Consider the following 12,910-nt stretch of genomic DNA (forward strand, 5'->3'; position numbering starts at 1 on the left):
GTCGCATCCGGTGAGCAATGACGAGAACAGGAGGGCCGCACCTGCCAATCTTCTTTTGGTTTTGGTTCTTGCTGTGGCGCCAGGCACTTTGAGTAAATATGCCTGCCATCTCTTCACAGGCTTCGGCCGTTCAATTGACTTCGCAATCCCTCCAACCTCACTCACCATCTTCCACACCTCCGTTCTCAGCTTGACTGAATAATTCGCGTAGTCGATCCGCCTGCGGGCCGCAAGTTACGCTCAATTCAATGTGCTGAGAACGGTCCAACCGCCGGGTTTGCAGTGCATGGTCAAACAAACTGCAAAATCAATTTTTGCCGATGTCTCTGAGTGCGATGCGCCCAATCGGAGCCATGGTGTGGTGGTTGTCGAAAGCACAGACGATCCTCATCGCACCCCCACCGCACTACACCTCAGAAATTTCTGCCCCCTAGCCCGATTTAACCTCCCTGCCAACCCACCACAGGTCTATTCAATCTTCTGACTGGTACCCGACGTGTGATTCGTTGTCTACCCTGTGGGTCTCGTAAGGGGGATCGAGAACAAGGAGCGCGCCGTGAAGACCATTGCCGGGCCGTTGGCCGCCTGCATGCTTGTCTTGGGTTGCAGCACATCGACGCCGAAGCCGGGGCCGATGCCCGATACGCAGAGTGGCAAGCCCAAGCGGGCCGCGCAGGGTTGGGTGGGAGCGCATCGGGACTGGATGTCCGACAAGGAACTGGCGGCGATTCTGTCGCAGGCCGAGTATCGCCGGGTGCGGGAATTGCTGGCATCGCCGCAGTGTGTCGAACCGGCGCCGAGGTCTGCCGGCAAAGGGGCCAGTGTGTCGGGGTCCTTTCTCGCTTCGGCATCGCGCGATGTCATCGACATGACAGCCGCGCGCAGCGGGTCGGCATCCGCACCTGCACAGCGCGAGGGGCTGGATGCTAGCAGCGTCGATGTGGGATTCTCCGCCGCAGGATTCCGGGGGATACGTTGCGTGGTCTTCGCGCGGTATGCCGTCGGTGATGCGCCGTCGCGTCCCGGACTGCTGGCCGTGCTCGGTATCGAGCAACGGTTCGATGAAGGCAAGTTCACCGATTACTTCCGCTTCCGGCCGCTCTACGTACGCGCTGGCAATACGATTGCGCGGACTGCGGGTGCCGATCCGAAAATCACGGTGTCCTTCGCGCTCGTGGCGCGCCAACTCGTGGTGAGTAGCGCGGGCGCGGCGACGTTTGCCGAACTCGGCGCCGCCACGGTGTCTGTGCCAAGCGTGGCTGTGGCTGGCGACGCTGCGGCATGTGGCGCGACGCCGTGCTTTGGCATGTCGGCACCCATTCCCGTGCCGGTGGCGCGTGGCACTGTGGTACTTGCGATCGGTGTCAGCGAAGCGGGCGATGCCGGCGCGGATATCGATCAGTCCGCTGCGGAGCAGGCGGCGGTCAGGGCTGCGCTTGGTCCGGCCATGCCGGTGTTACCGGGACGCAAGCCGGTGAAATGACCGGACACTCCGCATCCGTCAACTATTGATTCTGATCACGCCTCTCTCTATCAGCCGTCGTCTGGCACACGAAAGAATGTAAATTTTTTCGTCGGGCAGACATGAGAGGGGAGTGAGTCTTGCAGATTCTTCGTGTTCAGGAAGTCGAGCAATCTGGCGGTAGCGCATTATTGTGGACGGGGGCGTGAATGGAACAGCATCCACTGTGCGCCCAGGGCGATCCATCGCGAGAGATCGCCAGGAAGAACGGGATGTTCCCAGTCGTGGACCTCGTCTGTGCAGCTAGTCATGCGCTGTGCCGTGCAATCCCCGTGTTGATCTTGTCGGCAATGGTCGGCGGTGCCATCGGCGTGCTGCTGACCTATTGGCGAGGCCAGCAGTGGGAAGCCAGCATGCTGGTCCAGGTCGGGCAGATTGGCAGTTCGTCGGCGCCGCTCGTCGCCCCGGCCGATCTCGTGAACCGGGTCAATTTCGCGGGATTCTCGGCACAGGTTTGCGGCGCGGCGGGATATGTCGAGCCATCGGGAAAGGACCCTCGTTGCCGGATTGTCAGGAAGACGCTGTCGGCCAGATTGCCGCGCAGTGGCAACCTTGTTGCGGTGAGTGTGCGTGATGTCTCGCCTGATGGCGCGAGAGCGCTTGCGGCACTGGCGCTGAATATTCTTCAGACCGAGCATCAGGCCATTCTCGAGCCGTCGGTCACTCGGCTGACCAATACCCTCAATGACGTCAATGCGAATATCCGCCTCATCACGGAGAGTCGCGCCGAGATATTCAAATCCGTGATCAAGGTCGCCGGCACGAACGCTGTCGAGCGGAAATTCTCCGAGAACGTGCTGTTGTCCAGCTTGATCAAATCCGACGATTCCGAAGTGCGCGCGCTGCGCCAGCAGAAGGAACAGATCACCGAGCAACTCAGCAATGTCCGCACGTTCAATACGCGTAGTGTTGCGCCGGTCTTTGTGCCTACGCGTCCAGCCGCAGGCACCTATCTGATGCCCACCATCCTGTGGAGCGTTCTCGGCATGGTGCTATGTGCCGCCGTGGTATTGATCCGGGACCCCATGACGCGTGCCGCAGCGTCGTACGACGACATTCGGGACGATTGAAGGTCTGCAGGGTGCGGCGGGTGGGTACTGGATGGCTGGCTCTCCCCCACGGCGCCGCTCCCGCGATGCGGGGGGAGTTCACCCACAGCACCGTCTAACCCCGGATCTTCCCGAAGCCACCTTCGGCCCAGCGCGCCGCGCTGTCGCGGGTCAACTTGAAATCTGGCCGGACGGTTGTCGTGCCGAGCGTATCCCCGAAGCGGTTGGTGGCCGTCAGTGTGCCGAACGGCTCGAATTCATCGGGGGTGATAACGAGCCGCACTTCCAGGGTGTCGGATTCGTGTTCGATCGTCACCTGCTTGTTGAGCTGGCCGTGCAGTTGCTGTTCGTGGCGGCGAATCACTTCGCTCGCCGTCTTGACCAGTGTCTGGTGCGCGGTGGCGTCGAGTGGCTTGGGGTCCACCTTGTTGCGGCCCATCGTCCACGGCCCGACGAGCGCGGGTTCGGCGCTGCCATCACGGATCATCTCGACGGCCCAGCCGTCGCCATCTTCGTTCTTGATGACCCGTGCGGTCCAGCCCTTGTCGCGCCAGAGCCGGGGTTCGTGGATGCGGGAGGCGTCGTCCTCCGCGGCCATCGTGTCACTGTGATCCATTGAGCTTGCCACCTGTCCATGCCGATGCATTCTGCGAGGCGACGAATTTTAACGCAGACCGCTGCCGACCTCATCCGCCTCAGCCCGATTCGCGCAGGAGCAGCGCCACGCTCCGCTCTGCCAGCGCAGCGATAGTGCGCGAGGGGTTGAGCCCGAGCGGGCGCGGCACGATGGCGCCATCCATGACGTAGAGGCCGGTGTAGCCGAATACGCGGCCCTGCGCATCCACCACGCCGTCGCCGATATGGTTTCCCATATTGCAGCCGCCCAGCGGATGCGGCGTGATGAGGTTATGCAGCAGCCGCCAGGTGGGCGGCACCCAGGGGTCACCACCGGTGGCGTGCGACAGGCGGGTATGGGCCGCGATCATCGATTCGATCACCGCTTCCGACGCGCGGTATGACCATTGCATGTCGAGCGTGTGGCGCCACGGCGCGTACCACTTGCGGCAAAGCCGTAGCTGACCATCGCCAGGGTCAACCGCCTGGCCGAACCACGGCATCATGTGTTCCAGCGGATCGCCATCGTCAATCAGTCCGCCGATCTCCTTCCATAGCATGCGCAGCTTTCCACGCGGCAGTCGTCTCAGCCGGCGACGAATGTAATTGCCAGCGAGATTCGGAATGCCGCCGTCTTCCACGAATAGCGACTGGCCACCGGGACCACTGCGGTCGAGCAGGTCGATCACGGCAGAGATGGTGACGCCATGGGCGGGCGACACCATCCGCTGGTCGTAGAACGCCGGTGTCACGAAATCGCCGTTGTGCGCCCAGCCGTGGCCAAGGCGCCGGGAGAGCGCGGGCAGCGTGCGATGTTCGTCCCGGCAACGCAGCAGCAGTTCGGTGCTGCCGATGGAGCCAGCGGCGAGAATGACACGCGTGGCAGTGGCCTCGCCCGGTTCCCGGCGTTCTCGGTCCATGTCGATCCTGTCGAAGCGTACGCGCCAGCCTTGCGCCAGCGGCTCGATACGGTTGACCACATGCAGCGGCCGGATTTCCGCGCCGTGGTCCACCGCCACCGCCAGGTAGTTGAGATCGAGCGTGTTCTTGGCCGAGACCTGGCACCCCACGTCGCAGTTGCCGCAATGCACGCATGTTCCTTGCCATCGGCCATGCCGGTTCAGGAATCGTTCGGAATGACGATCACTGCGCGCATCGTGCAAATCGGCGCGCCAGTGCGGAGAGAACGTGACGGCCAGCGGCAGCTTGCGAAAACGTTCGCTCCAGCCGCAGGCCTCGGCACCTTCGCGCAGCAGCAACGCGCGCTCGCTGAGCTGATCGTCGGGAACGGTTGCGACATCGAGCATCGCGCCCACGGTGTCGTAGTAGTCCTTGAGCGATGCGTAAGTGATATCTACGGGCCAGCCTTGCGCGAAGGTGTCCGGGGACGCCTCCACCGAAACGTTCGCGTAGATCAGCGACCCGCCACCGACCCCAGCGCCGGCAATCACCCACACGTCGTCGAACGCGCGGATATCGGCCCATCCGTTGAACCGCTGCGGTCGTCGCTGGCTCCATAGCCAGGGGTCATCTTCGTCGCGCGGGTAGGTGGAGGGGGTCCACGCCCTGCCGCGTTCGAGCACCAATACCTTGCGCCCGGCCAGCGCCAATCGACAGGCGGACACCGCGCCCCCGAAGCCGCTGCCAATGACGATCGCATCGTAGGCGCCGGCATTCATGGCGATGTCCGTTGTGGATGCCGATGCACGTCGATGGGTGCCTCGATGCGCTGTATCGCCATCGGCGGTGGCGTCTCACCACTGGCGGGAACGAAGCGCGGACCCCGCGCGTCGGGATTCGCACGCAGTCGCCACGTGTGGCCAAATTTCCGCAATGCCTGCACACCTTGGCCGAGCGACCAGCGACGGCAAACCGATTCGAGCTTGAGCGGATGAATGGTCAGCGTGTCCGCATCGAAGCGCATCCGAAGCAGGCACTTGTAGTCGTCGATGCCCTGCGATGAAAACACTTCCTCCATGTGCAGGCCCCAGAGCCGATTGGCCAGCACCATCCAGATGCCGAACAGCAGGCCGCCCAACAGGCCACCCAAGAACAGGATCTCGATCAGCAGCAACGGCACCAGTCGCCAGTCGGCGGCATGGATGCCGAAGTGATGCACGTTGATGCGCGTGAACACCCACAGCAGCGCGAAGGCGAGTGCGACATGCAGCAAACCGTGCAAGGCACCGGCGAGTCCGTCCAGCGAAAAGAGCCCCTTCGGGCCCCGCGTCGCCAGGGCGGCAAAGAACGCGACGATGGCGAGGATGAACAGCACCGATGACGGACTGCGTGCCAGCGCCCGCAGCAACAATCGCCAGACATCGGGAGTCTGCGCGAAGCCGACCTCCACCTGCGAGAGTGCCGCCATCAGTCCGCCGCTACCGATCATCGAGCCTGCCGGGGGCGTGGCGCTGTGCAGTATCCAGTCGAGCAGGAAATACAGCAGCGCCACCAGTGCGCAGAAGCTGGCGTTGCGCGCGGGCAGTTGCCACGCACGATCGCGCAGACGACGTGAGGTGGCCTTGTCCGGATAGACCGAATCGGCGAGTCGATAGTGCTGACGCGTGGCGCCGATGGAAATCGGGGAAGGCGTCTCCGGCAACTGATGCGTGCCATGCAGGAACGCGCCACCCCCGCCACAGGTAAAACGTTCGGGGCCATCGGTGCCGGTGCGCGGCGTGTAGCGCGCGTAGTGATGCATGTCACCGGCAAGAACCACAGCCAGATGGTCACCGAGCAAGAGCTCGATGCGGCTCAGGCTCCGGAAGCGGGGCGTGCGGGTTTCCATGGTCGGCAGTGTGCGACGTTGCGAACGTGCGACGCGCTGCATCTCGTCGATCCAGCTCGGCTCGGGCGTGCATAGCACCACACGGTCGCCAGGGGCAAGCTTTGCATGCATCACCCTGAAATACTCGTACTGCTGCCGGTCGATTTCGGAATCGAGTTGCAGGTCCAGGCCCCAGATCCACCATCCATGCGGCAATTGCAGGACGTAGTAGCTCGTCCGCTGGGCCGTGCGCCATCCGCCGATGGGTTCCCCGATGCAGAACAACTGCGCAAAGCCGCGCAGGCCGTCGTACCAGTCGTGGTTGCCAGGCGTGGCCACCATCAGCGGCGCATCGGGCACCACGATGGGAATTTCGCTGTTGGCCGTGGCGTCCGCTGGGACGGGCGCGGGAAACGCGGCGCGGAACGGATCGAGAAAGCGGGTGCGATAGCCGCTGTTGGCCGGCGTGGGATAGACCTGATCGCCGCCAAGCAGCAGCACCCCGGCGCGTGGCAGGGCCTGGTTCTCGCCTTGCAGATGCACGGGTTGGCTCACGCACAGCGCCATCGAATAGGTAGAGTGCCAGCCGTCGCCGGTATCCGCGAGATAGTCGACCCAGGTGGCGCCATCGCTGCCCGCGCTAACTTGCATGGGTGGGTTCGACACGGCGGGATTGAGCGCGGCCTGCACGGCGCGCGCATCGGCAAAGGCGCCAATGATTTGCGCCACGGCCACGCGGACCGCCGTCATGAGCAACTGAAGTGGACTCAGCCAGTTGACCATGGGCTCGTGCGTGTAAAGCTCGATGCGGCCCGTGACGGAAGATGCCGTATCCGCTGGCACCGCCGGCGTCGGGTCGTGCGGCGTTGCTTCAGGCATGAAATGGCGCCTCGCGATCATCGATAACATCACCTAATATAGGTGATCGAAAGACACGATCATTCCGATTTGCAAATCGGAGACACATAGGCAGGGTTCCGGGGACTTTGGGGGTCAAACGCGGGGGAGGCTGAGAACTTCATGCTCAGTCGTAGAACCTTTCTGATCGGCGGCGCGGGGGCTGCTGCCGCAGGCACGCTGGCGGTGGGCTGGGCGTTGTTTCGTCCCGACCATCGGCTGGAAAGCCGCACCGCGTCCGCTGGATCGTCCGATACGCAGATACCGCTGAACGGCTGGGTCATCATCGGCACGGATAACCGCGTAACGGTGGTGATGAGCAAGGCCGAGATGGGGCAGGGCATCCACACTGGTGCGGCCATGCTGCTGGCCGAGGAACTCGATGCGGACTGGACCCAGGTACGCGTGGTGCAATCCCCCATCGACCGCATCTATATCAACCGCGAAAACATCGTCAACGGACTGCCCTATCGCGATGACGATCCGCGCGAGCATGTGGAGTTCATTCGCGACTTCGCGCGTCGTACCACGCGTTACTTTGGCTCGATGGTGACCGGTGGGTCCACCAGCATCCAGGACCTGTGGATGCCCATGCGGGAGGCTGGTGCTTCCGCCCGCGCGATGCTTTGCACGGCGGCGGCGAACCTGTGGGGCGTGCCGGTGGAAGCATGCGTAGCCAAGGCCGGTGTCGTGTCGCATGGGGCATCGAAACGATCCGCCACGTTCGGTCAGCTTGTGCCGTTGGCACGCGATTTGTCACAGCCGTATTCGCCTACGCTCAAGACGCCGGCAGTCTACGTGTTGATCGGCAAGAGTCCGAAGCGGATCGAAGGCAAGGCCAAGCTCGATGGCAGCCTGCGTTTCGGTATCGATATCGGTCCCGCTGATCTGCCGAGAAAGACGGAAGGGGGCCAACCCGTCGACTTGCTCTATGCCAGCGTGTTGATGTGTCCGACGCTCGGCGGCCGTCCTAAGTCGCGCGATGTGTCGATCAAGGATGTGAAGGGCGTGCATGGCTGCTTTGTGGTCGATGGTTACAACGGTGGCACGGCCGGTGTGGCCGTGATTGCGGATAACCCATTCATCGCCATGCGCGCACTATGCAATCTGCCAGTGGAATGGGACCACGGCGAGGCGGCGAAACTCAACACTGCCGACATCATGCAGACGCTGGAGCGCGCCATCGACGACACATCGCGCGTGACTTACTACGAGGCGGGCGATGCGGATGCAGCGCTGAAACGCGGCAAGGTGCTGCAGATGCGCTATACCGTGCCCTACCTCGCACATGGTGCATTGGAGCCGATCAACTGCACGGCGCTGGTGGACGGTGGGCACGCCACGGTGTGGGTCTCCACGCAGGTGCCACAGGCCGCGCGCAAGGCGGTGGCGGATGCGTTGGGAATCGGCGTGAACGACGTGACCGTGCATCAGGCGTATCTCGGCGGGGCCTTCGGCCGGCGCCTTGAAGTCGACTACGTGGCGCAGGCCGCCGTCATTGCCGCGCAGATGAAAGGCCGTGCCGTGCAGACGATATGGTCGCGGCCACAGGACATGACGCACGATTTCTATCGCCCTGCGTGCGTGGCGAAGTTCAGCGGATCGCTCGATGCCGAGGGCAACCTTGCGGCATGGCATGCGGTGTCGGCCAGCCAGTCCGTGACCGAACAGGTGCTGCCGCGTACGTACGGCGTACCGGAATTCCTTGCACGCCATATGCCCGATGGCACGATGGCCGAAGGCGGCTTTGACATCCCGTACGAATGCCCGAACGTGAGCGTCGCGCACACGCGTGTGGATCTGCCGATTCCCGTGGGCTACTGGCGTTCTGTGGGCCACTCGCATCAGGCGTTCTTCGTCGAGAGTTTCATCGATGAAATGGCTGCGGCAGCAGGCAAGGACCCGATCGATTTCCGCCTGGCGCTGCTCGGCAAGCCTGAACATCGGCGGCATGCGGCGGTGTTGCGCGCGCTGATCGATTTCGCGGGCTGGCGGCAGCCGCTCAAGTGGAAGGATCGCACCGGCACGGAGTTCGCACGCGGCATGGCGATGCATGTGTCGTTCGACAGCATCGTGGCGCAGGTGGCGGAGGTACGCCGCGAGACGGCCAGCGAGGGGAGCGCCGGATTTCGTGTGACGCGCGTGTTCTGCGTGGTGGACTGCGGGCTGGCGATTCATCCGGACATGGTGGTGCAGCAGATGGAGAGTGGCATCGTCTTCGGACTCTCGGCGGCGCTGCAGCAGGCGGTGACGATTCGCAACGGACAGGTGGAGCAGCACTATTTCAGCGAGGTGCCGTTGATCGATATCGAGACATGTCCGGAGATCCGCACGCGCGTCATGACCGGCACTGGCAACCTGCCGCATGGTGTGGGTGAGGCCGGGACGCCTCCCATCGCCCCGGCTGTTGCAAACGCGGTGGCGCTGCTGACCAGCAAACGTCCATACAGTCTGCCGTTGACGGCACCGCCGGCATTGCCGGAAGCCGAGCGCACGCAGGAAGGAGACAGGTGGTGCCAATGGTGCAAGTCACTCTGAACGGCAAGACCGTCACGGTCAACTCGGCACCCGATACGCCGCTGCTGTGGGTGTTGCGCTGCGAACTGGGTCTGACGGGTACGAAGTTTGGATGCGGCGTGGGCATCTGCGGCGCGTGTACCGTGCTGGTGGGCAAGGAACCCAAGCCGGCATGCCGCGAACTGGTCAAGGGCATCAACAATGCGCGCGTGACGACGATCGAAGGACTCGACGGCCCCGTCGCCGATGCGTTGCGCAAGGCATGGATCGCATGCGATGTGGTGCAGTGCGGCTACTGTCAGAGTGCGCAGTTGATTGCGGCAGCGGCGTTGCTGACGCGGCGGCGCGCACCGAGCGACGCCGACATCAATGCTGCGATGAAGGACATTGCGTGCCGCTGCGGCACGTTCCCGCGCATCCGGCGCGCGATCCATATGGCGGCCAGTGCGCTGCGATGAATGTGAACGGAGACAACGAATGAGAAAACTGATCGCTTCCACCTTCGTATCGCTCGACGGCGTCATGCAGGCGCCGGGCGGTCCCGAGGAAGATCCCACCGGCGGATTCGCGCACGGCGGCTGGACCTTTCCGTACTGGGACGAGGTGATGGGGCGCTCGATGAAGGGCCTCGACGGCAAGGACCGTGAGCTGGTGCTGGGACGCCGCACCTACGAGATCTTCGACGGCTACTGGCCTTATCAGCCCGCAGATAGCGAGATCGCGCAAACGCTCAATGCGGCGAGAAAGCACGTGGCATCGCGCACGTTGAAACAGGTCACGTGGAATAACTCGACGCTGCTGGGCGACGACGTGCCCAAGGCGGTGGCCGCGCTGAAGGCGCAGGCGGGACAGGACCTGCAGATCATCGGCAGCGGCAACCTGATCCAGACACTGCAGGCTGCGGCACTGATCGACGAGTACAACGTGTGGACCTTCCCCGTGGTGCTCGGCCGCGGCAAGCGGTTGTTCGAATCTGGAGCGCGGCCGGAGGAACTGAAGCTGGTCGACTCGCTGCACTCCACGACAGGCGTTGTGCTGAGTACCTACGTGCCAGCGGGCGAAGTACGGGTAGGCACGTTCGAGACAATCGAACCCAGCGAGAAGGAACGGGCGCGACGGAAGCGGATGGCGGGTGGGGCGAATTGGTAGAGCAAGCGAGCTCGCAGCATATGACTGACCTTTCTCCCCTCTCCCGCGCGCGGGAGAGGGGCGGGGAGAGGGCAGGGCGGTGCAAAATGCGAGGTGGTCGGCAAGCAGAGCCGCTGGCCCTCTCCCCCAACCCCTCTCCCACTTCGCGGGAGAGGGGAGGGGAGAGGGCAGGGCGGTGCAAAAGGCGAGGTGGTCGGCAAGCAGAGCCGCTGGCCCTCTCCCCCAACCCCTCTCCCACTTCGCGGGAGAGGGGAGCAGACCGGCGGGAGGTGAGAGCGAGACGAGCTACAGCCTTACAGCGCCATATCCGGCACCTTCTTCACCACGCCCGGCGTCGTTGTGGGGGCGGTGGACGGGACGAAGCCGTCGAGGCTGGGCGGGGCGATGGCCAGTTGCAGGGTTTCGGCGGTGGTGGCCCATTCCGTTGCCAGAAGCTGCGGGTTCTCATTGAGCTTCTTGCCGTAGCTGGGCACGATCTCGCGGATTTTCTGCTGCCATGCCGGCGTCTTCATCTGGTCTGCGAAGACGCGTTCCAGCAGCGACAGCATGATCGCCGGCGATGTGGAGCCGCCCGGCGAAGCACCCAGCAGTGCGGAGACGGAGCCGTCCGCGGATACCACGACTTCGGTACCGAGCTTGAGCACGCCACCCTTCTCGGGGTCGTTCTTGATGATCTGCACCCGCTGGCCGGCTTCCCACAGGCGCCAGTCAGCGTCCTTCGCCTCGGGCATGTAGTGGCGGAGTGCCGCCATCTTTTCGTCCCGCGACAAGGCCAACTGCTCCGCCAGATACTTCACCAGCGCGAATTCGTGCGCGCCGACCTGCAGTTGCGGCACGATGTTCGACGGCGTGGTGGCCTTGACCAGATCGAAGTACGAGCCATTCTTGAGGTACTTGCTCGACCATGTGGCGAACGGTCCGAACAGGATGACCGTCTTGCCGTCGAGGACACGCGTGTCGAGGTGAGGCACCGACATCGGGGGCGAGCCGGTATCCGCCAGGCCGTAGACCTTGGCCAGATGGCGCGCGGCGATCTCGGGCTTGTCGCAGACCAGGAACTCGCCGCCGACCGGGAAGCCGCCGTATTGCTTCGCCTCGGGAATGCCGGACAGTTGCAGCAGCGGCAGAGCTGCGCCACCCGCGCCGATAAATACTTTCGCGGCATCGACCGTCTGGATTTTCGTGCCGTCCCGGGTATCGAACGCGGACACACGCCATGTGCCATCTTCGTTGCGCGTGATCGACCGCACTTCATAGCCGGTGGAGACCTTCACGCCGGCCTTGGCGGCGAGGTGCGTGTAACGCAGCCTTCGCCGATTCTGGGGAAAACCCCGATAGGCAAGTGTGAACAAATGGGGTTGAGAACGATTGACACATTGCCCGAGGCATGCCGACGGGGTAAGCCTCGCCAGACGCCATGGATCAAACAAGATCGGCGTAAAGTCGGTCAAGCGCCACAAGTATTCGCAGAAAATCGTAGTTTTCCCGGGGTGACGGGGCGCACGCTGGTATCGTATCGGCCTTGAAAAAAATTCCACTCCTCCTCGGCACACGATCCCAATGAAAAAAATCGCTGCACTCCTGATGATTGCCGGTCTCGTCACGCTCGCCGCCTGCGGCAAGAAAGAGACTGATACCACTGCCCAACCGGCTGCTGCCGCTGCCACCACCGTGGTGGTGGGCCTGGACGACAACTTCCCGCCGATGGGCTTCCGCAACGAGAAGAACGAACTGGTCGGCTTCGACATCGACATGGCGAAGGAAGCGAGCAACCGCCTGGGCCTGAAGGTGGAGTTCAAGCCCATCGACTGGAGCGCCAAGGAAGCCGAACTGAACGGCAAGCGCGTGGACGTGCTGTGGAACGGCCTGACGATCACGGACGAGCGCAAGAAGAACATCGGCTTCACCGCGCCGTACATGACCAATCACCAGATCATCATGGTCACGGCCAACTCGCCGATCAAGACCAAGGCAGAACTGGCCGGCAAGATCGTAGGTGCGCAGGACGGCAGCAGCGCCGTGGACGCCATCAAGAAGGACGAAAAGACGGCGGCGAGCCTGAAGGACGTGAAGACGTTTGGCGACAACGTCACCGCGCTCATGGACCTGTCGACCGGCCGCCTCGACGCCGTCGTCGTGGATGAGGTCGTGGGCCGCTATCTGGCCAGCAAGCGCCCCAACGAGTACCGCGTGCTGGACGAGAACTTCGGCACGGAAGACTATGGCGTGGGCGTGCGCAAGGATGACGCGGAGCTGCTCGAGAAGCTGAACAAGACGCTGGCGGCGATGAAGCAGGATGGCACGGCTGCGAAGATCTCGGCGCAGTGGTTCGGCGCGGATATCACGAAGTAAACAAGAAGTCAGCAAGTAAGCAGAAAAAACCCAGCCAGCGCG

General features: G+C 63.4%; 10 protein-coding genes and 1 pseudogene. 7 read left to right on the forward strand and 4 right to left on the reverse strand.

The window, feature by feature from the left end; translation table 11 throughout:
• The 3 genes from ABDB81_RS27835 to ABDB81_RS27845 form a co-directional block, all read left to right on the forward strand.
• Positions 1–202: hypothetical protein (locus ABDB81_RS27835; protein WP_346814141.1), on the forward strand; the 202-nt coding region annotated here is incomplete at its 5' end.
• A 354-nt stretch (positions 203–556) separates the two neighbouring features.
• Positions 557–1,483: a hypothetical protein gene (locus ABDB81_RS27840; protein WP_346814142.1), complete on the forward strand. Its 927-nt coding sequence runs from the start codon at positions 557–559 to the stop codon at positions 1,481–1,483.
• 188 nt (positions 1,484–1,671) lie between these two features.
• Entirely contained in the window at positions 1,672–2,592 is a 921-nt protein-coding gene (locus ABDB81_RS27845; RefSeq protein ID WP_346814143.1) for a hypothetical protein, read from the forward strand.
• Between the two features lie 94 nt (positions 2,593–2,686).
• Here ABDB81_RS27845 and ABDB81_RS27850 read toward each other — a convergent pair whose 3' ends face one another.
• The 3 genes from ABDB81_RS27850 to ABDB81_RS27860 all read right to left on the reverse strand — a co-directional run bounded on the left by ABDB81_RS27850 (position 2,687) and on the right by ABDB81_RS27860 (position 6,832).
• Positions 2,687–3,187 carry a hypothetical protein gene (locus tag ABDB81_RS27850; protein ID WP_137927353.1) on the reverse strand — a complete coding sequence of 167 codons (501 nt, stop codon included), beginning with the start codon at positions 3,185–3,187 and terminating at the stop codon, positions 2,687–2,689.
• A gap of 79 nt (positions 3,188–3,266) precedes the next feature.
• Positions 3,267–4,865 (reverse strand): GMC family oxidoreductase, encoded by a 1,599-nt coding sequence (locus ABDB81_RS27855; RefSeq protein ID WP_346814144.1) that lies wholly within the window; start codon positions 4,863–4,865, stop codon positions 3,267–3,269.
• Positions 4,862–6,832 carry a preprotein translocase subunit YajC gene (locus ABDB81_RS27860; RefSeq protein WP_346814145.1) on the reverse strand — a complete coding sequence of 657 codons (1,971 nt, stop codon included), beginning with the start codon at positions 6,830–6,832 and terminating at the stop codon, positions 4,862–4,864. The genes ABDB81_RS27855 and ABDB81_RS27860 overlap by 4 nt, the downstream gene beginning before the upstream one ends.
• A gap of 141 nt (positions 6,833–6,973) precedes the next feature.
• On the opposite strand from ABDB81_RS27860, the gene ABDB81_RS27865 reads away from it, so the two are divergent.
• The 3 genes from ABDB81_RS27865 to ABDB81_RS27875 are packed head-to-tail and all read left to right on the forward strand — an operon-like array spanning position 6,974 to position 10,516.
• The gene (locus tag ABDB81_RS27865; protein ID WP_346814146.1) at positions 6,974–9,388 is read left to right on the forward strand and encodes a molybdopterin cofactor-binding domain-containing protein; all 2,415 of its coding nucleotides are present in this window, start codon (positions 6,974–6,976) and stop codon (positions 9,386–9,388) included.
• Positions 9,370–9,825: a 2Fe-2S iron-sulfur cluster-binding protein gene (locus ABDB81_RS27870; RefSeq protein ID WP_137927357.1), complete on the forward strand. Its 456-nt coding sequence runs from the start codon at positions 9,370–9,372 to the stop codon at positions 9,823–9,825. Before ABDB81_RS27865 ends, ABDB81_RS27870 begins: the two co-directional genes overlap by 19 nt.
• A 19-nt stretch (positions 9,826–9,844) precedes the next feature.
• A complete protein-coding gene (locus ABDB81_RS27875; protein ID WP_346814147.1) occupies positions 9,845–10,516 on the forward strand; it encodes a dihydrofolate reductase family protein in 672 nt (223 codons plus the stop codon).
• A gap of 293 nt (positions 10,517–10,809) precedes the next feature.
• Here the strand turns inward: ABDB81_RS27875 and ABDB81_RS27880 are convergent.
• Positions 10,810–11,811: pseudogene (locus ABDB81_RS27880) on the reverse strand (malate:quinone oxidoreductase); the annotation flags it as partial.
• Positions 11,812–12,076: 265 nt separating this feature from the next.
• Here ABDB81_RS27880 and ABDB81_RS27885 point away from each other — a divergent pair.
• Positions 12,077–12,868, forward strand: coding sequence for an amino acid ABC transporter substrate-binding protein (locus ABDB81_RS27885; protein WP_346814148.1), 792 nt, complete (start codon positions 12,077–12,079; stop codon positions 12,866–12,868).
• The last annotated feature ends 42 nt before the right edge of the window (positions 12,869–12,910 follow it).

This window comes from Cupriavidus sp. DL-D2, assembly GCF_039710735.1.
GTDB lineage: Bacteria > Pseudomonadota > Gammaproteobacteria > Burkholderiales > Burkholderiaceae > Cupriavidus.